20 protein-coding genes are annotated in these 21,778 nt (G+C 72.2%); 9 read left to right on the plus strand and 11 right to left on the minus strand.

The annotated features are described in order from the left end of the window. Nucleotides 1–8 precede the first annotated feature (8 nt). The 3 genes from CRP55_RS40210 to CRP55_RS40220 are packed head-to-tail and all read right to left on the minus strand — an operon-like array spanning nucleotide 9 to nucleotide 2,946. The gene (locus CRP55_RS40210; protein ID WP_097327245.1) at nucleotides 9–1,286 is read right to left on the minus strand and encodes an ABC transporter permease; all 1,278 of its coding nucleotides are present in this window, start codon (nucleotides 1,284–1,286) and stop codon (nucleotides 9–11) included. Continuing rightward, nucleotides 1,283–1,963, minus strand: coding sequence for an ABC transporter ATP-binding protein (locus CRP55_RS40215; RefSeq protein ID WP_097327246.1), 681 nt, complete (start codon nucleotides 1,961–1,963; stop codon nucleotides 1,283–1,285). The genes CRP55_RS40210 and CRP55_RS40215 overlap by 4 nt, the downstream gene beginning before the upstream one ends. Continuing rightward, nucleotides 1,960–2,946 (minus strand): efflux RND transporter periplasmic adaptor subunit, encoded by a 987-nt coding sequence (locus CRP55_RS40220; protein WP_179855541.1) that lies wholly within the window; start codon nucleotides 2,944–2,946, stop codon nucleotides 1,960–1,962. The genes CRP55_RS40215 and CRP55_RS40220 overlap by 4 nt, the downstream gene beginning before the upstream one ends. Nucleotides 2,947–3,072: 126 nt before the next feature. On the opposite strand from CRP55_RS40220, the gene CRP55_RS53560 reads away from it, so the two are divergent. Both CRP55_RS53560 and CRP55_RS40225 read left to right on the plus strand, forming a co-directional pair. After that, nucleotides 3,073–3,222, plus strand: a complete 150-nt coding sequence (locus tag CRP55_RS53560) for a hypothetical protein (protein ID WP_179855542.1) — start codon at nucleotides 3,073–3,075, stop codon at nucleotides 3,220–3,222. Next, on the plus strand, nucleotides 3,219–3,497 hold the full coding sequence (locus tag CRP55_RS40225) for an NUDIX hydrolase (protein WP_101536239.1): 279 nt from the start codon (nucleotides 3,219–3,221) through the stop codon (nucleotides 3,495–3,497). The genes CRP55_RS53560 and CRP55_RS40225 overlap by 4 nt, the downstream gene beginning before the upstream one ends. Before the next feature lie 3 nt (nucleotides 3,498–3,500). Here CRP55_RS40225 and CRP55_RS40230 read toward each other — a convergent pair whose 3' ends face one another. Beyond that, a complete protein-coding gene (locus tag CRP55_RS40230; RefSeq protein ID WP_143235269.1) occupies nucleotides 3,501–4,421 on the minus strand; it encodes a tetratricopeptide repeat protein in 921 nt (306 codons plus the stop codon). A 72-nt stretch (nucleotides 4,422–4,493) separates the two neighbouring features. On the opposite strand from CRP55_RS40230, the gene CRP55_RS40235 reads away from it, so the two are divergent. The 3 genes from CRP55_RS40235 to CRP55_RS40245 all read left to right on the plus strand — a co-directional run bounded on the left by CRP55_RS40235 (nucleotide 4,494) and on the right by CRP55_RS40245 (nucleotide 8,595). After that, nucleotides 4,494–6,656 carry a phage tail tip lysozyme gene (locus tag CRP55_RS40235; protein ID WP_097327248.1) on the plus strand — a complete coding sequence of 721 codons (2,163 nt, stop codon included), beginning with the start codon at nucleotides 4,494–4,496 and terminating at the stop codon, nucleotides 6,654–6,656. 94 nt (nucleotides 6,657–6,750) lie between these two features. Next, nucleotides 6,751–7,272, plus strand: a complete 522-nt coding sequence (locus tag CRP55_RS40240; RefSeq protein WP_097327249.1) for a hypothetical protein — start codon at nucleotides 6,751–6,753, stop codon at nucleotides 7,270–7,272. Between the two features lie 9 nt (nucleotides 7,273–7,281). Then, on the plus strand, nucleotides 7,282–8,595 hold the full coding sequence (locus CRP55_RS40245) for a sigma 54-interacting transcriptional regulator (protein ID WP_097327250.1): 1,314 nt from the start codon (nucleotides 7,282–7,284) through the stop codon (nucleotides 8,593–8,595). Here CRP55_RS40245 and CRP55_RS40250 read toward each other — a convergent pair. From CRP55_RS40250 to CRP55_RS40270, 5 genes are all read right to left on the minus strand, one after another. Beyond that, on the minus strand, nucleotides 8,510–9,316 hold the full coding sequence (locus CRP55_RS40250; RefSeq protein WP_097327251.1) for an amidohydrolase family protein: 807 nt from the start codon (nucleotides 9,314–9,316) through the stop codon (nucleotides 8,510–8,512). The two genes, CRP55_RS40245 and CRP55_RS40250, sit on opposite strands and share 86 nt — an antisense overlap. 2 nt (nucleotides 9,317–9,318) lie before the next feature. Next, a complete protein-coding gene (locus CRP55_RS40255) occupies nucleotides 9,319–11,154 on the minus strand; it encodes a hypothetical protein (protein WP_097327252.1) in 1,836 nt (611 codons plus the stop codon). Nucleotides 11,155–11,167: 13 nt separating this feature from the next. After that, complete coding sequence (locus CRP55_RS40260; RefSeq protein ID WP_097327253.1) at nucleotides 11,168–12,514, minus strand: hypothetical protein; 1,347 nt, start codon at nucleotides 12,512–12,514, stop codon at nucleotides 11,168–11,170. Between the two features lie 3 nt (nucleotides 12,515–12,517). Next, complete coding sequence (locus CRP55_RS40265) at nucleotides 12,518–14,038, minus strand: hypothetical protein (RefSeq protein ID WP_097327254.1); 1,521 nt, start codon at nucleotides 14,036–14,038, stop codon at nucleotides 12,518–12,520. Nucleotides 14,039–14,103: 65 nt separating this feature from the next. Then, entirely contained in the window at nucleotides 14,104–15,333 is a 1,230-nt protein-coding gene (locus CRP55_RS40270) for an RNA polymerase factor sigma-54 (protein WP_097327255.1), read from the minus strand. A gap of 185 nt (nucleotides 15,334–15,518) precedes the next feature. On the opposite strand from CRP55_RS40270, the gene CRP55_RS40275 reads away from it, so the two are divergent. Genes CRP55_RS40275 through CRP55_RS40285 form a run of 3 tightly spaced genes read left to right on the plus strand, consistent with a single transcriptional unit; the run spans nucleotide 15,519 to nucleotide 17,903 of the window. Then, nucleotides 15,519–16,199: a DUF6345 domain-containing protein gene (locus tag CRP55_RS40275; protein ID WP_097327256.1), complete on the plus strand. Its 681-nt coding sequence runs from the start codon at nucleotides 15,519–15,521 to the stop codon at nucleotides 16,197–16,199. A gap of 25 nt (nucleotides 16,200–16,224) precedes the next feature. After that, nucleotides 16,225–17,106 (plus strand): hypothetical protein, encoded by an 882-nt coding sequence (locus tag CRP55_RS40280; RefSeq protein ID WP_143235271.1) that lies wholly within the window; start codon nucleotides 16,225–16,227, stop codon nucleotides 17,104–17,106. 17 nt (nucleotides 17,107–17,123) lie between these two features. Continuing rightward, entirely contained in the window at nucleotides 17,124–17,903 is a 780-nt protein-coding gene (locus CRP55_RS40285) for an alpha/beta fold hydrolase (protein ID WP_097327258.1), read from the plus strand. On the opposite strand, the gene CRP55_RS40290 is transcribed toward CRP55_RS40285, so the two are convergent. Both CRP55_RS40290 and CRP55_RS40295 read right to left on the minus strand, forming a co-directional pair. Beyond that, entirely contained in the window at nucleotides 17,875–18,465 is a 591-nt protein-coding gene (locus CRP55_RS40290) for a TetR/AcrR family transcriptional regulator (protein WP_245923674.1), read from the minus strand. The genes CRP55_RS40285 and CRP55_RS40290 overlap by 29 nt on opposite strands. Before the next feature lie 16 nt (nucleotides 18,466–18,481). After that, on the minus strand, nucleotides 18,482–20,485 hold the full coding sequence (locus CRP55_RS40295; protein WP_097327259.1) for an MDR family MFS transporter: 2,004 nt from the start codon (nucleotides 20,483–20,485) through the stop codon (nucleotides 18,482–18,484). A 56-nt stretch (nucleotides 20,486–20,541) separates the two neighbouring features. Between CRP55_RS40295 and CRP55_RS40300 the strand changes: the two genes are divergently transcribed. After that, a partial coding sequence (locus CRP55_RS40300; protein WP_143235273.1) for a methyl-accepting chemotaxis protein occupies nucleotides 20,542–21,778 on the plus strand: 1,237 nt, incomplete at its 3' end.

The raw sequence follows: 21,778 nt of genomic DNA on the forward strand, positions 1-21,778 counted from the left end.
GCCCGGCCTCAGGCGCGCATGACCGTGGCGATCGGGATGCCGGCGGCGCGCAAGGCGGGGACGAAACCGCCGAGGATGCCGGCCACTATGCCGGCGATGATGCCGGCCACGCCGGCCTCCCAGGGGAATTGGACGTTGTCGAGGATCGGGTGGGTGTTGCCAGCCAGGGTGGTTGCCGCCTTCAGGGCCAGGGCGCTGGCGCCGATCGCGGCGGCCGCGGTCAGCAGGCCGGTCAGTAGGGTCTCGGCCAGGACGATGCCGGCCAGCAGGGAGCGCGGGGTTCCCACGGCGCGGCGCAGGGCGAACTCCTCGACCCGTTCGCCGACCGTGGCCAGGCCGACGTTCAGGATGCCGGCGACGCCGATGAGCAGGACCAGGCCGGCCATCGAGAAGAACACCAGCCGCATCAGGCGTAGCTGGTCCTCCTGCTGTTCGCGGTTGTTGACATCATTGACGTAAGTCTCCAGGCCCGCCGCCTTGATTTTCGCCGTCAGGACCTGCTCGACCGGGGAGCCCGGCCGCAGCATCACGTTGATCTCGCCGGCCGTGTTCGGGTCGACCAGCTTGCCGGGCGGCATCCAGGTGGCCAGCTCGTCCACGCGGACGTACGCCCGGGGTTCGGTGCCGCCGTCGTCGACCACGCCCACGAACCGTGGCGTCAGGTTGGCGGTGGTGCCCCGTACGCGCATCTCGGCCGGCACCTGGTACTGCCGGAAGCCCTTGGCCGCCTCCTGGTTGAGGACCAGCCGGGGCGCCATCGACGGCACGGTCGTGAAGTCGAGCCAGGTGCCCGACACCGTGCGGAACGGGCGGAACTGGCGGATGTCGCCGGTCAGCGCGGTCAGGCGTACCTCCACCGCCGCGCCCTTCGGCCCGGACGGCTCCTCGCAGTGACCGTCGGCGAAGCAGACCTGACCGCCGCCCCAGTCCTGGCCGATCGGGGCGCCGCCCTCGTTCACCGGGCGCACGCCGGGCTCGCCGATGATGCCCTGCATGGAGATCCCCGCGACCGCGTCGGTGCGGCCCTTCACCGACGTGAGCACGGCATCGGCCGCCTTCTGCTCCGGCGGCATGCCGATCGTGCGGGTGCCGTCGTAGCCGTACGTCAGCTCGAGGTCGGACAGCAGCGCCCGCTCGGCGATGCTGGCGCCGGCCTGCACGACCACGACGGCCAGAACGCCCAGGAACAGGCTCACCATCGACAGCAAGGTTCGCAGCTTGCGGGCGCGGATGCCCTGGATGCCGATGATCAGGGAGGACCGGAACCGGCCCGAGAGCCGCATCATGCCCGCACCCGCTCGGTCAGAACCCCGTCGACGAGGTCGTGGATGCGCCCCATCCGGGCCGCGTGGTCACGGTCGTGGGTCACCAGGATCAGCGCGCATCCCCGCTCGGTCGCGCCGAGCAGCGCGTCGATGACGAGCGTGCCCGTCTCGGTGTCCAGCGCGCCGGTCGGCTCATCGGCGAGCAGAACCTGAGGATTGCGTACGAGGGCACGCGCGATCGCCACACGCTGCTGCTCCCCGCCCGACATCTTGGCCGGACGGTTCTTGGCCAGATGCGCGATGCCGACCTGGTCGAGGGCCTGCATCACCCGGGCCCGGCGCTCCCGGCGCGGCAGCCAGCCCTGCCCGTTGACCAGTGCCATCGCCACGTTCTGGGCCGCCGTCAGATGCTTGAGCAGGAAGAACCGCTGGAACACGAACCCGAAGTGCGAGCTGCGCAGCTTGGCCGCGCGGCGCTCCGGCACCCGGCTGATGTCCTGCCCGGCCAGCACATAACGGCCCTGGTCGGGGCGGTCGAACAGGCCGATGACGCTGAGCAGCGTGCTCTTGCCGGAACCGGAGCGCCCGACGATGGCCACGCTCTGCCCGGCCGCCACCGACAAATCAACACCGTCGAGGATGGTACGGGGCTCCGACTGTCCCTTGAGGACCTTGGTGATCCCGGTCAGCTCGATCACTTCGGGCCCTCGGCCGGCGCCGGCAGGTCGGGGCCGGGCACGGCGATCTCCTCGTCGCCGCGCAGACCCGACTTGATCTGCACGACCTTGCCGTCGGACAGGCCCAGCACCACCTCGACCGTCTTGCGGGTGCGGTCGGCGGTGAGCACGTCGACCTTGCCGCGGCCCTGCGTGCCGGCGACCGCCTCGACCGGCAGCACCATGGCGTTGCTGGCCCGGTCGGTGACGACCGACAGCGTGACCTCGGCGCCGTTGATCAGCTTGACATCGGCCGGCGGGGCGCAGACCAGCTGCATGCCGGTCGGCTCCGAGCCTTCCGGCGCGGTCTCGGTGCTCTCCGGATCAGGCACGCGGACGACGGGCGCGCCCGAGGGGTCCGGGCTCGGCGCCGTGGTGGTGGGCGTGGGCGGCTCGGGGATCGTGCCGGCCGGCAACGCGGCGATGGTGCCCAGCGCCGTACAACCGAAAGGCCCTGGACCGTTCTTGATCTGACCGGTGACCGTCTTGGCGGCCCCCGAGATGCGGTAGGCCGACGCGCTGTCGATGTCGGCGACGATGCCGTAGCCTCCGTGCCGCGCCGAGATGATCGGCATGCCCGCGCTGACCTCGGCCCGGTCGTCCATCAGCCGGCCGGCCAGCATCGAGCCTTCCGGAATGTTGATCCGCCGCGGCGTCCCGTCGTCCCACACGGTCGCCACCCACAGCGGCTGCGCGGCCGGCGTCTTGTTCGGCTTGCGCTGCACGTAGCGGATCTCCCCAGCGGTCGGCGCGACAATGCCGAACAGCGGGTTGATGGCCACCTTGCCGGTCAGGCTGATCTGGTTCGACAGGTTCTGCCGAGCCGGCTTCACGGTGGTCAGCACCGTGCCGCGCTCCTCCAGCCCCGGAGTGGGCGCCGCCTCGTCCTTGGCCGAACACCCCGAGAGCGCCGCCGCGGCCGCGACCACCACCGCCCCACCGAGCACAAGCCCGCGTCTGTCCACCCTGGTCCCCTTTACACACCGGCCCGGGCACGTTCCCGCCCGGCGCGGCGAACCCTACATGGATCACGCAACCCCGTAGCGCATCGACCACGGTGAGCGCCGAAGCCTGGCGTCATACTGTCGCGCATGACGTCGCCGATCACGGTGGATGCCCAGGGCAACGAGCTTCTGGACTTCCGGCCGGGACACGAGCGGGACCTCGAGCGGCTCGATCCCGGAATCCCGCTTCCGCTGGCCCTCGTGGTCGCCGAGCACGAGAGCTGCCCGGCGGCATGATCGAGTGCGGCGAGACAGCCGAGGAAGCGGTGGTTCGCGAGTTCGTCGAGGAGACCGGCCAGGAAGCACCGGTGGTCACCTACCGAGGGCCGGCCACGTTCCGGCTGAAGCCGGACGACCGCCTGGAGTACGCGGCGGTTTTCGCGGCGGCCCTCACCGGCCGCACGCCGTTCGAACCCAACAACGAAGTGGACCAGATTTTGTGGTGGGACGGCTCTGACCGCCCGAACCTGGCGCTGCTCGACGCGGAGATCTGCCGATTGCTGCGGTCTTGACCCTCAAGAGGCCGAGGCGTAGCCGGCGAGCGTGCCCCGGTAGGGCTCTGGCACCTGAGAAGCCAGCTCGGCGAATCGTTGCCGATCGGTGGGGGCGCCGGTCGCCCGAGCTCGGTAGGCAGCTGCGGCTGCCGCCATTGTCACGTCGTGTGGTTCCAAGTCCTCGCCTCGGGTGGCCAGGGCGGCCGCCTCCGCGAACTCGCCCTGCTCGGCGGCGAGGTCGGCCAGGTCGAGGTAGAGCGACCAGTTGCCCGGCTCCAGGGCCAGAGCGCGGTGGAAAGCGGCGGAGGCCTCCGCGCGGTTGCCCAGCGCGCGCCAGGTGCCGGCCCGCACGACCTCCGTCAGCATCACGGGCCGCACCGCGTCGGCTCGGTCGCACAAAGCGAACGACTCGGTGGTCCGGCCACACGCGCGCAGCAGGATCGCCATGCGGGCCATCTGGTCGGGGATCGGGTCGCGGTCGCACACGGTCTCGATGGCCGCGAACCACGGCTCGAGGCACTCCACAGCGAGCACGGTGGTGAGGTCGCGGCCGGGGTCGCTGATCCGCATGGTGGCCTCGGCCAGCGCAACCGGGGTCACCGTCGCGAGGAAGCGCGGGTCGCCGAACCAGGGCGCGCGGGCCCACGGCACCTCCGGTGAATAGCCGCACGCCGGGCCGAGCCACTTGACGGCCTCGTCCATGTCGCCGTCGGCGTAGGCGAAGTAGGCGCCGGCGACCACGGGGCCGATGGTGTCAGCCGCGGCTAGAGCGGCGGCGACCTCGGCCGGCAGCTCCTGCCGCAGTTCGTCGAGCGCCGCGTACGGCCCGGGGTCGCGGGGATCGGCGGCGATCTCCCGCACGATGTGGCTCAGCGCCGCGGACGGCGAACCGCCACAGTGGGCCATCACCTTCGCGAACGCCAGTGTTCCCTTTGCCGTCACGCCGATCACCCTAGAAGGCTGGCCCGGTTCTTGCTGCCTGCTGCGGGAGAGCTATCGGTAGGAGGGTCGGCGATGACGGCTTCGACCGCGGTGCTCGAACACCGCGAGGCGCGACGGCAGGCCATGCCCGGGCGGCTGGTGGTCGGTCAGTTGCCGCTGCTGGCGCGGCACGTCGGCAGCCCGCCCGATCTGGTGCTGCGGTGGAACCGGGTGCCGGCCGGGGCGCGGGTGGACGTGGTGGTGCATCTGCACGGGTTCTCGGCGCGGGGGCGGGGGATGAACCTGGTCCGCGACAAGCTGCCGATCAGCGGGCTCGACCTCGGCGGGCGGCCGATGCTGGGGGTGCTGCCGCGGGGGCACTTCTTCGGTGGGCGGTCGGGTCACGGGTTCAGCTTTCCGGCGCTGCGGCGGCGCGGGGCGGTCGCTGCGCTGGTCGACGAGGCGCTGCGGCGTTTCAACGGGGTGACCGGGGCCGGGGCCACGCGGGGGCGGCTGATCCTCACCGCGCACTCCGGGGGCGGGGCGGCGCTGATGCAGATCGTCGGCGAGGCCGATCCGGACCAGGTGTACGCGTTCGACGCGCTCTACACCGACCCGGCGCCGCTGATCGCGTGGGCGCGGCGCAAGGCGGGCAACGGCGCCATGCGGGTGATCTTCCGGGCCGGGGAGGGAACGGCGGCCAACAGCCAGAGGGTGGCCCGTGAGGTGCCGAGGACGGCGCGCTTCCGGGTCGAGCGCACGACAACACCCCATAACGACATTCCCGGCGCGTACGGAGGGAGACTGCTCACCGACCCGGCGGCCGACCTCCCCGGCGTGGCGCCCGCCATCGCGGGCAGCGCTGCGCCCGCGCCGCCGCCCTCGCGGGGGCTTCCGGCCGCGCAGCCGCCGAGTGGGCCTCCGGCAACCCAGCTCAGCGAGCGGATCGCTCAGGTGGCGCGGGCCGAGTTCCGGCGGTGGCGGCCGGGCGGTGGGGCCGCGCTGACCGAGATGATGCCCGCCGCCGGCCCGATCCTGCGCGACTACTACCGCGTCGGTGTCGGCGTTCCGGTCACCGACGCCCAGTTGCAGAATCCGGCCTATCAAGGGGTGCACCCGTGGAGCGCGGTCTTCATCTCGTACGTCATGCGGACCGCCGGCGCCGGGGCCCATTTCGCCTATTCGCCGGCGCATCAGACCTACATCCGGGCCGCCCGCCGGAACCGGCTGGGCAATGTCACCGGCAACCCGTTCTGGGCGTACCGCGTCGACGAGGTCGCACCCCGGATCGGTGACCTGGTGTGCAACGCGCGGGCCGGCAGCGGGGCGACCTACGACAACATCGGGGACGCGCAGACCCGGTCCACGCACTGCGACGTGGTCACCGAGATCCAGCAGGGCCGCGTCCGGGTGATCGGCGGCAACGTCGGCCAGACCGTCGGCGAGAAATGGCTGACCACCCGGCCCGACGGGCGGCTGAGCACCGCCGGCCGGCAGAGCACGTTCTTCGCGATCATCAGTACGAGAGGCCCGCGCACAGCAGGCACGGCCGCGCCACCCGCGTCAGCCGCGCCGCCCACGCCGCACGGGCCCGGCGTTCCGTACGGGCCGCCCACTCCGGCCGCGCCGCCGGCAACCGCTGGACCGCCCGCGCCGGCCGCGCTCGGTGATGTGAACGCACGGGCCGCGCGGGTCATGGAACTGCTGGTGCAGCGGTACCGCTATCCGGTCGCCGGGGCGGCCGGGCTGGTCGGCAACCTCATGGCCGAGTCCGGTGTGATCCCGGAGCGGATCGAAGGCAGCGCCGAGACCACGCCCACGCGGGCGCAGGGCTTCGACGGGCAGGTGCGCACCTTCACGCCGGAGCAGATCCGCGACCGGGACAGCAAACGCGGGCTCGGCCCGAAGCTGCCCGGAGTCGGCCTGGCCCAGTGGACCAGCGCCAACCGCCGGGCGGGCCTTTTCACGCACACCTTCGACGGCCGCCGGCCCGGCGCCGCCATCCTGTCCGACCTTCCCGCACAGGTCGACTACCTGGTCACCGAGCTCGGCCGCGACTACCGGGCGGTCGACGCCGTGCTGCGCTCGCCGGCGGTCACTGTGGAGCAGGCCTCCGACATCGTCGTGCTGCGCTTCGAGGTGCCCGCCGTCGTTTTCAACGGCAAGCCGGGCGACCCGGCCGTGCAACAGGAGCTGGCCCGGCGGCGCGGTTTCGGTCAGCGGGCCCTCGCGGCCTACCAGCGCGGGCGCCCCTAGTGCGAAACGTCGGAAGAATCGGCTTCATGACATTGTCCTCACCCCTTCCCGACCTGCTCGTCCACGATGAGAAAGCTGCTACGGAGGTATCGCCGTGAACCCCTTCTTCTTCGAGATCGTCCGGCGCCGGAACCACCGCTATGCCTGGGAGTTGGTGACCTATTTCGGTGGTGACCGGCGGCTGATCGCCCGCTCCTTCCGCGACTGGCAGACCGCCGCCGAGGCCACCGAGTCGGCCACGGCCACGCAGCAGGCGGTCTGCGACGCCGGCATCGTGCCCAAGCCGGCGCAGCCCGGCGACATCCAGTTCGAGGTCATCGAGGACGTGCTGGCGCTGGAGGTCACCGGCCACGGCGACCTCGACGGCGGCTACGTCGACCCGGACCACGACGGCTACGGCGACCGCGACCGCAGGTCCCTGACGACGACCGCGAGGTCCACAGGCAGCGCCGAGACGGGCAGCGCCGGGACGGGCCGTGCCGAGAGGAGCAAGACGAGCGCCGAGGCCGGGAAGTCCAACGGTGAGGCGGCCAAGTCGAACGGTGAGGCCCGGCCCAAGGCGCGGCCCCGCAAAGCTCCCGCGAAAACCACCAGGGCCGGCGCCTCGAGAAACTGAGGCGCGGGCATGAGTCCGGAAGGCACCGCGCTGGTCGAGGCCCGCCTGGAGGTCGCCGCGCCGCCCGTGCGGGCCGCGCTGCGCGACGCCGGCGTGCGGGCGTCGCCCACCGCGCGCAACACCGTGCTGGCCGTCGACGCGTCCGACCCGGGCGCCGCCGACCGGGTGCGGGGGCTGGCCGGGCCGGGCCGCCTGCTGGTGCTGTCGACAGTGCCGATACCGGCCGGTGACACCGGCTGGGCCCTGCTGCGGGCCGGCGCCTCCGACGTGGTCGTGTGGGCCGGCGCCGCCACGGCCGAGCTGGTCGCCCGCCGGCTGCGCCGCTGGCACAGCGTCGACGTGCTGCTCGACCGGCCGTACGTGCGCGAGTTCCTGGTCGGCGACAGCCCGGTGTGGCGGGCCGTGCTGCGGGAGGCGGTCGAGGCGGCCCGGTTCACCGCGGCCGCCGTGCTGATCACCGGCGAGAGCGGCACCGGCAAGGAGCGCCTGGCCCAGCTGATCCACGACCTCGACGCCCGGCCGGCCAAGAAGAAGCTGGTCATCCTCGACTGCAGCACCATCGTGCCGAGCCTGTCCGGCTCGGAGTTCTTCGGGCACGAGAAGGGCGCCTTCACCGGCGCCTCGGCCCCGCGCACCGGCGCCTTCGAGCTGGCCGACGGGGGCACCCTGTTCCTCGACGAGGTGGGCGAGCTGCCGGTGACGTTGCAGGCCGAGCTGTTGCGGGTCATCCAGGAGGGCACGTTCAAGCGGGTCGGCAGCAACCTGTGGCGCAAGAGCTCGTTCCGGCTGATCTGCGCGACCAACCGCGACCTGGCCGCCGGGCAGGCCGTCGGCACTTTCCGGCCCGACTTCTTCCACCGCATCTCCGGCTGCACGCTGCGGCTGCCCAGCCTGCGCGAGCGTCTCGACGACGTGATCCCGCTGGTGGAGCACTTCTTCAAGGAAGCGGAGAAGGTGCCACCGCGGCTGTCGCCGGCGGTGCGGGAACTGCTGCTGCAAAGGGCCTATCCGGGCAACGTACGGGATCTGCGGGCGCTCGCCCTGCGCATCATCCACCGCCATCTGGGCGGCGACGAGATCAGCCTGGGCGACGTGCCCGAGGCGGAACGGCCCGGCCCGGGCGTCCCGGCCGCCGACACCCGGCTGCAGGGGTGGGTGCGTGACCGGCTGCGCCGCGGCGCCACCCTGGCCGACCTGACCGTCGGCGTCGAGGAGGAGGCGCTGCGCTCGGCCCTGATCAGCGCGGACGGGGACGCGGGCCGGGCAGCGCGAACGCTGGGGATACCGGTGCCGCGGGCCGCGGGCGGCGTACCCGCGAGGTGAGCCGCAGGAAGGTGCCGCCGAGGACCTGTTCCTCGGCGGCGCGCGGCAGCCCCAGCAGGCGCACCTTGGCCAGTTCCAGGCCCGGGTGCAGCCACGGCCCGTCCGAGCCGAACAGCACCTTGTGCGCTCCGGCGCGGCGCACCGCCCGTACGAGAAGATCGAACCTTCTGATCCCCGAAGTGTCGGTGTAGACGTTGGGGTGCTCGGCCAGCACCGTGATGAACGTGGTCTGCGCCGTCCAGTCGTCGGCGAAGCTGCCCAGGTGGGGGATGACGAAGTCGACGTCGGGGAACTCGGCCGCGAACAGGGCGACCGTGCCGGTGTCGCCGGCCGGGTCGTAGAGCACCGGCAGCCGCCACTGCCGGGCCGTCTCGCAGATCTCCCGGCTGAGCCGGGCGTCGTGCCGGTGCACCTTGATCCCGCAGAAGCCCAGGCCGTCGACCGCCCGGGCGATCATCGCGGGCACCCGGCCCCGGTCGCGGTCGGCGTGCACCATGGCGAAGCCGGTGAACCGGCCGGGCCGGGCGGCGACGATCCGGGCCACCTGCTCGTTGGCCGCCGCGTAGTCGGAGTGGAAGGCCGCGAACAGGTTCGAGCGGGTGATGCCGGCCCGGTCGCACCGGCGCAGATAGGCGTCCAGCGGCGCCGCGGTGTCCCAGGGCCCGGTGAATCCGTCACCGGGCCCCGCGTGACAGTGCGCGTCGATGATCGGCGTGCCCATGGTCAGCCGGGGAACACCGACTGCTGCGGGCGCCGCGCGTACCCGTTGGAGGCCTCACGGCCCAGCGCGGCCGGTGAGTGCGCCCGCCGGTGCACGCCCTGCCCGGTCACCGCCTGGTACGCGTGGCAGTACTGCTGCACCTCGCGCCGGAAGTAGCGGGCCCAGTTGGCGGCCTGGTCCGGGTCGTTGACCGACGTCCACGCCCCGAACCGGATGCCCAGCAGCAGCTGCTCGGCGAACTCGGCCAGGTCGCGGTAGTGCTGCGCCGACACGTCGGACCAGCGCTGGAGCCGGTTCATCGAGTCGACCGAGCGCATCCAGCTCTCCGGGGTGTCCACCATGACCTGGTGCGGCAGGAAGTCCCGGATCTCGGCGCGGCTCAGAATCCACTGCGCCATCAGGAACTCGTGCCGGGCCGTCCACGGCAGGTCGCCGTACTGGTTGTGCGCGCCCTGGGTGAGCAGAAGGTGGGTCTCCTTCAGGCTGTTGAGCACGTCGAAACCGTTGGCGATCTTCACCGTCAGGTCGTCGTCCTCGTAGAAGCGCAGGCACTCGGCCAGCAGGCTGTGGAAGGCGCCCATGAACCGGGTGCGGGTGTCGGCCAGCCGGCGGTCGGACGGTCCGGGCGGCAGGCCGTAGTGGTGCTTGTACTCGTCGCGGCGCTGCGCCTCGGTCAGCCGGTGGTCGGCGTCGCGCAGCCAGCCCCAGAGCACGTTGTTCAGCGGCCGCAGCGGGTCGATGTCGACGCCGGCCAGCGGGTCGCGCCCCGGATGGGGGTTGGCCCGGTTCTGGAACCGCCAGGTGATCGCGTTGATGGTGCGCATCAGGCCGCCGCACTCCAGCCAGTACTCGTGGATCGGCTCGATCAGCACCGGCCTCGTCAGCTTCTCGGCCAGGATCCCGAAGGCCAGCGACGCCTCGTCGTCGTGCCGGCCGGCGCCGACCACCGGCACGTCGCCCAGCGCCCGGCGCACCAGGTCGAGATAGGGCAGCACGTCCAGGTCGCGGCCGTCGCCGGTGGGCGTGTCGACCAGGTAGCGCCGGAACTGCTCCTCGAGCTCGCCCACGGTCACGTCGCGGTTGAGCCGGGCGCTCTCCTGCTCGAGGTCGACGTGGCGGAAGTCGCCGGGATCGGTCCGCACGTTGATCATGAGGAAGACCTCGGTGGCCGCCTTGAGCAGCCGGTAGCGCTCGACGTGCGGGAACGGCAGCGCCGTACGCCGCTCGACGCGCCTCAGATGCGCGCGGTGACCGTTGAGCGCGCTGCGCGCCGGGTCGCTGTCGTGCCAGACCCGGTCGATGAAGTCGATGTACGGGTTGAAGCTGATGTTGGCGGTGCTGTTGCGGATCGCGACCCACAGCGACTGGTCGGTGGTCGGCGCCACCGCCGCCCGCCGCATCGACACCGAGACGTCGTCGCCCGCGGTGAACGGGCGCGGCGACACCCGGAACCGGTCGCTGGCCCTCACCACGGTGTCGCGGCTCACCTCCCCGCCGTCGCCGAAGCCGGTGCGCTGCAATTCGATCCGTACGGTCCACTGGCCGACCGCCAGGGCGGACGTGTCCAGGGTGGCCCGGATGACGGGCCCGTCGCCCTCATCGTCGTCGCCGTCGCCGAAATCGTGGTGGCGGCCGGTGATGCTGGTGATGCCCAGCCCGCCGTCGGGCAGCGTCACCGGGCCCTCCACGCGCCAGGTGACGTCGTACTCGCCGGTCAGTCTGGCCGCGGTGGCGACGAGTTGCACGACGCCGCCGGCGGTGATGTGGTCCGGGCTCGCATTGAGCGTCAGTTGCCGTTCCGCGCTCAGGCTGCCGACCCGGATGGTGTCTTCCGACATGGTTCTTCTCCGATCAGATCGCGAGGGAAAGGTGGTGGCCGGTCCTGAAAGGCGGATCCGCCCAGATCGTGGGCTGGCCGACGAATGTCGGCACCGCGGCCCGCGCGGTGGCGAGGGTGCTGGTGACGGCCCAGTCCGTGATCAGTTCGCGCAGCAGCCGCGCCTCGCGCGCCGCGCCGAGCAGCCCGGCCGCCCGGGCCTGGCCGATCAGCGCGAACGCCAGCGTGGGGGGCGCCCCGGCCAGCCGCCGCGGGTCCGCGCCGCCGGCGTGGAAGCGGCGCAGCAGGGCCGCCGGATGGACCTCCGGGTTGTGCAGCACCTCGCCGAGCGGCTGCCCGCGCAGCGCCGGCGAGCGGTGCCGCACCAGCAGAGTGACCAGGTCGGGCATGGTCTCCTCCAGATCGGCGAGCATCCGGGCCGTGGCCGGTGACAGGTCGCCGGCCGGATACATCCGGCGCCAGACCGCGGCCAGCCGCCGCCACTGCGGGTCCGGGTAGAGCCGGTCGCCGATGGCGCAGCTGAGCAGCACCCGGATCCACGGCACCGGATGCGGATCGTCGTCGGCCGGCCGGAAGACGAACCCCGGCGGCAGGCTGACCAGGGCGATCAGCCCCAGCGTGGAACCGACCCCGATGCGGCCCACGGCCCAGTAGTCGGCCACGATCTCCGAGATCCAGGAGTCCCAGCGCTGCCACGCGGCCCGGCGCCGGCCGCTCATGGTGTGCCGTCGCAGGCCGGTGCGGATCGAGTCGACCAGGCCCAGCAGCGCCGCGCCCTGGTGACCGACCTCGTGCACCAGCGACGAGGCGACACCGAAACCGATGATCCGCTCGCGGGGGATCCGGATGATCGCCACCGGGTTCGCGCCGCCGCCGGGCAGCCTCGTGCGCACCCGGCGGATCGCCCCGCCCAGGCCGCGGTGCAGCGCGCACACCACCGGCGGCCCCTCGACCAGCCCGCCCGGCAGGCGCAGCGCCTCGGCGGCGGCCACGTCCAGGCCGGAGAGCATGACGCCGTTCTCCGTCTCGCTGCGCTGAGTGATCACCTCGGAGAACAGGTCGAACTGCGACAGGGCGTTCTGAAAGGCGATCCGCAACGTCCAGAACCGGCGCTGCTGCTCGGCCGCCGGGGCCGCGGCGCCCGGGCCGGCCAGCCAGCGCAGGAAGTCCTCGCCGCGCCGGCCCACGTCGCGCCGGCCGGCCGCGAGGTGATCCTCGATGCCGGCGAGCGCGGCCGGTGACAGCGCCGCGGCGGCGACCGAGGTCTCCTGGAGGACGAACGGCCGGACCAGGCCGAGCCGGGTCAGCAGCGCGCGCGTCTCCTCCTCGACGAACCGGGTGGCGGACGGGTGAACGGTCATCGCTCAGGCGCCCAGCAGTTCGATCTTGCCGCCCCGGCGGACCCAGCGACCTCCGCTGTCGCCGTGCCCGTTGCCCTGCGCCGGCGTCTCCCACTCGCCCTGGTGGTACTCGGGCTGGAACTCGCCGTACTGCGTCTCCCCGTACTGCGTCTCCCCGTACTGGGCTTCGCCGTATGGCGCTTCGCCGTAGGACGCCTCGCCGTAGGGAGCCTCACCGTAGGCGGCCTCGCCGTACTGGCTCTCCCATTCACCCGAAGCAGGGCCGGGCGGAGGCGGCGCCTCCGGTGGAGTCCCACCGGACGGCGGAGCGGCCGGCGAGGGCTCGGGCGGGACGCTCGGGGGCGGCGGCGCGCCGATCGGCACGGCGACCCAGCGGAAGCCGGGCTGCGGCGGCTCGGGCGGCGGTCCGGCGGGCGGGCCGGGCGGCTGCGCGGGCGGCGGGCCGGCGGGCTCGGGCGGCGGCGGGCCCTCGATGTAGCCGGGACCGTAGCTGTAGCCGGGACCGTAGCCGTAGCGGTAGCCGCGGTAGCCCCACGGGCGCCCGTAGCGGCGGTACGGGTGGCCGTAGCGGTAGCCGCCCCGGTAACCACCGCGGTAACCCGGGCGGTAGCCGCGGTACCCACCGCGATATCCACCGCGGTAGCCGTACCGGGAACGGCCGCCGAAGATGCCGCGTACCGCCCGGCCCAGGAACGGCCGTGCGAACCGCGACGCCGCCCGGATCAGGCCCAGCTCGCCGACCAGCTCGGCCGGCGCGCCCGGGGGAGCGGCCGCCGCGTGCTGGGCGGTGGCCGCCGTCAGCCGTACGGCCTGCCGTGCCGTCTCGAAGATCTCCTGCTCCTGGCTCATGCCGCCGGTCTCGGACTCGAAGATCTCGCCCGGGTCGCTGTTGCCGGGCATGGCGGCCTGGATGACCGGGGCGACCGCGTTGATCACCGCGCGGCCCTGCGGCGTCCGGGCGGCGTTCTGCACGCCCTGCGCGGCCCGGCCGACCACATTGACGATGCTGCCCAGCAGCTTGCCCAGCTCCTCCTCGCTGTTCACCTCGAGCAGCCGGGACGCCATCTGCGCCTCCTGCGCAGGGCTGAGCACGGGCCCGCTCTCCCGCTCCGGCGCCTCACCGAGCACACCTTTGAGCAGCTTGCCGAGGATGAACTGCTCCTCACCCTCGTCCTCGCCTTCTCCTTCGCCGAGTACGCCCTTGAGCAGCTTGCCGAGGATGAACTGCTCTTCGCCTTCGTCCTCGCCCTCGTCCTCGTACTCCGCCTCGCGCTTGCCGCCGCCGAGCGCGCCCAGCACGGCGGGCACCACGTTGGCCAGCAGCGGCAGCAAGGGGAGGAACTGCTCCTCGGACTGGCCCTGCGACTCGTCATCGTCGTCGTAGTCGTAGTGCCGGCGGCGGCGCCGGCCCCAGTACCGGCGGCGGCGGCCCCACTCGTCCTCGCCCTGCTGAGCCTGCGGATATTCGCTCTGGTTCCATGCGGTCTCGGCGGTGTGCTCGCCGGCCGTCGCGGTCTCGAACATGGAGCTCTCCCATCGTCGTGCAGATGCACCTGGGAGAACTGCAAGAACGGGGCCAACCCCCGCGCTCAGCGCAGCGCGGCCGCGGTGAAACCGAGCCGGGCCCGGTGTTTGGCCACCGTGCGGCGGGCCATCGTGAAGCCCTCGGCGCGCAGCTTCTCGGCCACCTGCTGGTCGGAGAGCCGTCCCTCGGCCGCGCTCAAGATCCGGCGCAGCGCCTCGTCAGCCCCGCCGCAACCGGAGAAGAACGCGGACAGCGGGCTGGTCGTCCCGTCCGGCATGAGCGCGTACTTGTCGGCCACCGCCCGGCTGACCGTCGACTCGTGCAGCTCCAGCGCCGCCGCGACCTCGGCCCGGGTCAGCGGCACCAGATGGGCCGCGCCGTGTGACAGGAACGCGTGCTGGCGCCCGGCCACGTGCTCGACGACGCGGCGCAGCGTGTTCCACCGGTCGCGCAGCTGGGCCAGGAACATCCGGGCCCCGGCCGACCCCGGCCCGCCGGGGCGGGCCCGCAGCCGCAGCAGGGCCGACTCGACGAGCTCGACCCGGAAGTCGTCGCCGTCGGCCCGGATCACCACGTCCGGCACCACGTAGGAGGCGGCCGGCGCGGCGCCGCCGTCGAACGCCGGATAGGGCCGCAGCCGCCGCCGGATCAGGTCGAGCACGGCCCGGACCGCCTCCCGGCTGGTGCCGAGGGCGTCGGCGATCGCCGTGAAGTGGCCGCGGCTGAGCGCGGCCAGATGCCCGGCGATCACCTGCCGGGCGATCGCGTCGTCCGGCAGCCGCAGAGCCTCCAGTTGCAGCAGCAGGCACTCGGCGACACCGGTCGCGCCCACGCCCGGCGGCCCGCACCGGCGGATCGCGGCGACCACGCCGGCCACCCGCTGCCGGTCCGCGTCGGCCGCGAGCGAGGCCGGATCCCGGTCGAACAAGCCGTGCTGGTCGAGGCAGTCGACCAGATAGTCGGCCAGCGGCCGGTCGGCCGCCGGCACCTCGGCCAGCACGAGACGGCGCAGGGCGGCCACATCGGTGTCCCGGTCCGGTACGTCCGGCGGGCCTTCGAAAGAACCGGCGGAACGCACACCGCAGAGCGGGCAGCGGGCCGCCCACGAGCCGCGGCAGACCGGGCACTCGCCCGTGTCGAGGCGTTCCAGTTCGGCGTTGGCGCTCAGCTCGTCCTCGACGGTGTCGCACAGCGCCGCGTACGGCAGCATCAGCAGCTCACCGAAGGCGATCAGCGCGGGCGACACCTCCAGCCCGAAGCGTGGCGTCATGGCGAGCTCGAACGAGACGGACACGTCGCACCTCCCGGTCCGGCTCCCAGCAGGATCCGTGCCAGGTCGGGCCGCCGGGCCGTTGTCGTCCGTGATCCGACACCGCCGGCCGCCGACCCCCGTCGGTTTGACGACTGGCCGGTACGGGCGGCCCGCACCCGGCGTGACGATGACAGCGCCTGGCGGGACACGGGACGGGAGGCACGGCGATGACGATCGGGATCGAGTGGGTGAACGACTACCACTCCGCGAGCTCGAATCTGTCCAACAACGACGACAACGCCCGGGGGTTCTACAACCGGCTGCACGGGCTGCGCCGGTTCGAGTACGGCAACGACCTGGCCTGGGACCAGGACTTCGAGGAGAGCGGCGCGGGCAAGCCCGCGGCCGGCACCGACCAGCTCTATGCCGACAACGTCGACATCGTCTTCTTCTCCGGGCACGGCTCCCGCTCGGGCGCCTCGTTCGGGGTGAAGACGTTCGACGACGGGACGGCGCGGGCCTCGAACATGCGGCTGGGCAACCAGGACCTGGAGTGGCTGGTGATCGACGGGTGCGAGATGCTCGCCCACGACAACGGGTTCGTCTTCCAGCGGTGGGGCTGGCCGACCTTCAAGGGCGCGCACTACATCCTCGGGTTCCACACCACGGCGTACGACGTGAAGGACCGCGGCGAGAAGTTCGCCGACCGCCTCAACCAGGGCTGGACCGTGCGCGAGGCGTGGATCCGCGCCTGCGTCGAGACCGAGGACGACGACGTGTCGTGGGCCTATCTGCGCGCCGACGGCGAGGGAACGAACACCTACAACGACCACTGGCACGGCAAGGGGTTCGTCAGCGCCGACCCGTCCAACCCGACCATGCTCGCCTATGCGCGCGGCACCTGCTGAGGGAACGGAGACCGAGATGCCGACCGTGACGAAGAGAATCCACGTCGAGCCCGAGGTCGAGCGGCAGCCCGGCCCGGTGACCGTCTACCGCGCCGAGGGCGAGAGCTCGTCCCGGCAGATGCGCGACGACCTGATCCGCCGGGCCGAGCGCTGGCGCGAGCACTTCGGCCTGCGCGCCGAGCCGGCCGACCTGGGCGAGCGGATCGTCTATCTGAGCGAGAGCGCCGCCCTGGAGGTCTACCTGGCCACCGACTCGGTCTGGTGGACCGACCGCTCGCGGGCCTACCAGGAGATCACCAGCGACCGGGTGCCCGGCGACGAGCAGGCCGTCGAGCTGGCCCGCCGGTTCGTGGCCGGCACCTTCGAGCCGCGGGCCGAGCTGCGGACCGCGCACGTCGGCGAGCAGGTGGCCTCGTTCAGCGACGGGCCGGACACCGAGGCCCGCTCGCAGCGCGTCGGTGTCGCCGTGACGCTGCGGCCCACCCTGGACGACCTGGACGTCTTCGGGCCGGGGGCCAAGGTGCGGATCGCGTTCAGCGACTCCGAGGAGCCCAGCGACGTCGCCTACTTCTCCCGGCCCGTGCAGCCCGACGGGCAGGTCGACGTCATCCACCCGTATCAGGCGGTCGAACGCCTCAGCCGCGACCGTCGCTTCACCGGCGTCCTCGAGGCCGGGATGGAGCTGCGGATTCGCCGTCTCGAGCTGGGCTACTACTCGGCTGGGCCGAGCATGTCGCAGCGCTATCTGGTGCCGGTCTATCTGGCGGCGGGCCAGGTCGAGGGCTCGGAGCTCGACGCCGACGTCTTCCGCCTCTACCTGCCGGCCGTCGATCTGGGATCGAAGGACATGAAGGAATTGGGTGTACGGGCGAACCCCACTGTCGCGGGATCGTTCACCAGTTTCTGACCACCTATGATCTTTTGATGTACGTGGAACGACGCGGGCACGGCACGCCGGTGCTCCTCCTGCACGGGTTCGGGGTCGACCACCGGATTCTGCTGCCCCTCGAAGAGGTCTTCGACAAGGAGCCCGGCTGGGAGCGGATCTATCCGGATCTGCCGGGCTTCGGCCGTACGCCGGGACGCGACGACGTGCGGGGCAGCGACGACGTGGTCGACGAGCTGGTGCGGTTCATCGGCGCCGAGCTCGGTGACCGGCGGTTCGCGCTGGTCGGCAACTCGTGGGGCGGCATGCTGGCCCGGGCGGTGGCGGCCCGCATGCCGCACCGGGTGCTCGGGCTGTGCCTTCTCTGCCCGGCGATCGTGGCGGAGCGTGGCGAACGTGATCTGCCCCCTCGTACCGTACTGAAAGAAGATCCTGAATTGATCTCCTCCTTGGCGGCGACCGAGCGGGAGCTCTATCAGCAGGAGGCGGTCGTCGAGTCGGCCCAGGACTGGCAGCGGTTCCACGAGTTCGTGCTCCCGGGGATCCTCGCCGCCGACCAAGCGGCGGCCCAGCGGATCGAGGCCCGCTACGCCGCGCGCCTGGAGTCCGGCCGGTACGAAGGTCCCGCGCTGGTGCTGACCGGGCGGCAGGACGACATCGTCGGCTACCGGGACGCGTGGCGGGTGCTGGAGGACTATCCGCGGGCGACGTTCGCCGTGCTGGACGCGGCCGGGCACAACGCGCCGCTGGAACGCCCGGAGCTGACCGGGCCGCTGGTCGCGGACTGGCTCAGGAGGATGCGCGCAGAAGAGCGTTGATCACATCGGTCAGCGGCGGGGTCAGCTCACCCTCGCCGGCCGAGGTCAGCGGCTCGACCCGCAGCGACGAGCGCAGCACCACGATGCCCAGCGAGGTGGCCAGCACCAGCTGGGCCCGCAGCAGGCCGTCGGGGGCGGTGGGTGAGCAGACCGCGGCGAGCCGCTCGCTGATGGCCTGGATGACGCCGCGGCGCATCTGCTCGGCCCGCTCGTCGCCCGAGGTGCGCAGCAGCAGGAGCATCGACTCGGTCATGCTCTCGTCGTCGCGGGAGGTGGTGATGCGCCGGGCGATGTCGGCCGCCACGTCGTCGAGGGCGATCTCGCCCGAGTCGCGGCGCAGCTCGCTGACCGCGCTCGACAGGCAGGCCTCGAACAGGCCCTCCTTCGACGAGAAATAGCGGCTGATCAGCGCCACGTTCACACCCGCCTCGTCGGCGATGTCGCGGACCGTGGTCGCCGAATATCCGTCGCGGGCGAAGCGCTTTTTTGCGACGTCGAGCAGCAGCTGCCGGGTGCGGGACGCGTCCCGGCGCTTCGGCGGTGCTGGCTCGGGCGTTTCCACGCCGGAAGCCTATCCGTCAGCGGGCCGAAGTGTCCCGTGAGGGCTCCTCGTCGGCCAGCCGCCGGGCCACGTTGTGCAGGGCCTGGTCCATCAGGGCCCGGTCCTGCGGCCCGGCCAGGGTGATGTCGTCGAGGTTGGCGTCGAGCCAGTTGCGCCAGGCGCCCTTGACCCGCTCCAGCTGTTGTTCGCCGGTCGGGGTCAGGATGACGGCGTCGCCCTCGCGGCGGGCGTAACCGGCGTCGCACAGGTCGGCGAAGGTGGGTTCGAGCACCTCCGGCGGCACCCGGTGGGCGCGGGCTATCGACTCCAGGCCGGCCTGCCCGGACGTACGGCTGCGCATGTGGGTCTGTCCCATCGCCCAGGCCTGCGCCGGCCGCAGATCGGAGCCCGACGAGGTGAGGATGGTGTCGAGCACGGCCCGGTCGCGTACGGCGTCGCCGATGGCCCGCTCGAGCTTGGCCACCCGGTCGTCCGGCTGCGGCGGCGAGAAGCCCTCACCCACATCGGTCGCGGCCGCCTTGGCGCTGTCGCGCAGCGGCACCTCCTTGAGCAGCCAGGCGATTCCGAAGCCGAGCACGGCGACCGGCACGACCCAGCGGAACACATAACCGATGGTCTCCGCGTACGCGTTGATGATCGGCGCGGCCTGGGCCGCGGTCAGCGCGTGCAGCGCCTCGGGGCTGGCCGCGGCCGACGGCGACACCCCGGGATCGGAAGCGAGGGCGGTCTCCAGCGAAGGGGTCAGCTTGTTGTTGAACAGGGTGCCGAAGATGGCGGTGCCGAAAGAGCTTCCGAGGGTACGGAAGAAGGTGACCCCCGAGGTCGCGGTGCCGAGATCGGCGTACGGGACGGTGTTCTGCACGGCGATGGTCAGCACCTGCATGGACAGGCCGATGCCGGCGCCCAGCACGAACATGTAGAGCGACTCCAGCCACGTGCTGGTCGCCGCGTCCATCGTGGACATCAGGAACAGGCCGAGGGCCAGGATCGCGCCGCCGGCGATCGGGAAGGCCTTGTAGCGGCCGGTCCGCGACACGACGATGCCGGAACCGATCGAGGTGAGGAACAGCCCGGCCACCATCGGCAGGGTGCGCACGCCGGAGGCGGTGGCCGAGACGCCGTTGACGTACTGCAGATAGGTCGGCAGGAAGGTCATCGCGCCCAGCATCGCGAAGCCGACGATGAAGCTCAGCGACGAGCAGACGGTGAAGACCGAGTTGCGGAACAGATGCATCGGCAGCATCGGCTCGGCCGCGCGCAGCTCCACCATGACAAAGGCGCTGAGCAGGACCACCGCGGCCGCGAACAGGCCGATGATGACCGGCGAGGACCACGCGTACTCGTTGCCGCCCCAGGACAGGGCCAGGATCATGCTGGAGGAGCCGAGGGCGACCAGCGCGATGCCGGCGTAGTCGATGATCGGCCGGGCCGCCGAGCGGACGGCCGGGATGGCCCGCGCGGCCATGATCAGCACGACCACGGCCAGCGGCACGTTGATGTAGAAGGCCCACCGCCAGCTCAGGTGGTCGGTGAACAGCCCGCCCAGGGTGGGGCCGACGACGGTGGTGACGCCGAAGACCGCGCCCAGCGCGCCCTGGTAGCGGCCGCGGTCGCGCAGCGGGATGACGTCGGCGATCAGCGCCATCGCGGTGACCATGAGGCCGCCCGCGCCGACGCCCTGCACCACCCGGGCCGCGATCAGCACCAGCATGTCGTCGGCGATGCCGCACAGCGCCGAGCCGAGGATGAAGACCACCGTGCTGACCTGGAAGACCAGCTTGCGGCCGAACAGGTCGCCGAACTTGCCGGCCAGCACCGTGGCCACCGTCTCGGCCAGCAGATAGGCGGTGACGACCCACGACATGTGCCCGGCGCCGCCCAGGTCGGCCACGATGGTCGGCAGGGCGGTCGAGACGATCGTCTGGTCGAGCGCGGCCAGCAGCATGCCGAGCAGGATGGCGACGAAGACGACGTTGACCTGCCGCCGGGTCAGCACCGGAGGCGCGGTGGCGGTGGACATGCCCTAAGTTTCATGTTTCGTTCCGATTCGCGCCGGATTATCGCTAGCTTTCTCGCATGGCAAGCGCGGTGCTGGCGGACCTGAGCGTCAAGACGAAGATCCTGGGTGCCGTCTGCGTGGCGATCGTGCTCGCCGTCGTCGTCGGCGTGGGCAGCCTGGTCGGGCTCAGCAACACCAGCGCCTCGGCCGAGCAGATCTACACCAGCAACGTCTCCGGCGTGAACTACGTCGGCGAGATCCGCAGCGAGCTGGCCCAGTCCCGGCTGGACGTCACCAACCAGATGCTGTCCGACACCGCGGCGCAGAAGAAGCAGTACAGCGACGCCTTCGACAAGGACTTCGAGGCGCTGACCGACGCGCTCGCCGCCTATCGCACCAGCGGACCGGCCGTGCCCGACGACGAGCTGGCCGAGCTGTCCGACGACTTCGACACCTACCGCGGCATGGTCGTGGACAAGCTCCTCCCGGCCGGTGACAAGAACGACCTCGACGCGTGGCAGAGCGCCCGCGACAACGACGTCATCCCGCTCATGCAGGAGGTCTCCGGCGACCTCGACCGGATGCGCGCCGCCGAGAACGCGGACGCCAGGACCAACGCCGAGGGCGCCCGCTCGAAGTACGGCACGAGCCGGACCGTCACCATCACGCTGCTGATCGTCGGCTCGGTCATCGCGCTGTCGCTGGGGTGGGTGGTGGCCCGCCAGATCGTGCGGTCGATGGCCAAGGTCAAGCATGTCTGCGACGGGCTGGCCGAGGGCGACCTGACCCGCACGGCCGGCCTGAGCACGAACGACGAGCCCGGCCAGATGGGCCGCTCGCTCGACGTCGCCATGGCCCGGCTGCGCGAGACCGTCAAGACCATCGACTCGTCGGCGGCCGCACTGGGCAGCGCCTCGGACCGGATGTCACAGGCCAGCGGCGAGATCGCCCAGTCCGCCGACGAGTCCTCGGCGCAGGCCGAGACCGTCTCCGCCGCGGCCGAGCAGATCTCCCGCAGCGTCGACGCGGTCAGCGCCGGCAGCGACGAGATGGGCGCCGCCATCCGGGAGATCTCGCAGAACGCGGCCGACGCGGCCCAGGTCGCCAACGAGGCGGTCGGGCTGGCCGCCAGCACCTCGCAGACCATGACCAAGCTCGGCGAGTCGTCGGCCGAGATCGGCGACGTGATCAAGGTGATCACCTCGATCGCCGAGCAGACCAACCTGCTCGCGCTCAACGCCACCATCGAGGCGGCCCGGGCCGGCGAGGCCGGCAAGGGCTTCGCGGTGGTCGCCTCCGAGGTCAAGGACCTGG

This window comes from Paractinoplanes atraurantiacus (assembly GCF_900215205.1).
Classification (GTDB): domain Bacteria; phylum Actinomycetota; class Actinomycetes; order Mycobacteriales; family Micromonosporaceae; genus Actinoplanes; species Actinoplanes atraurantiacus.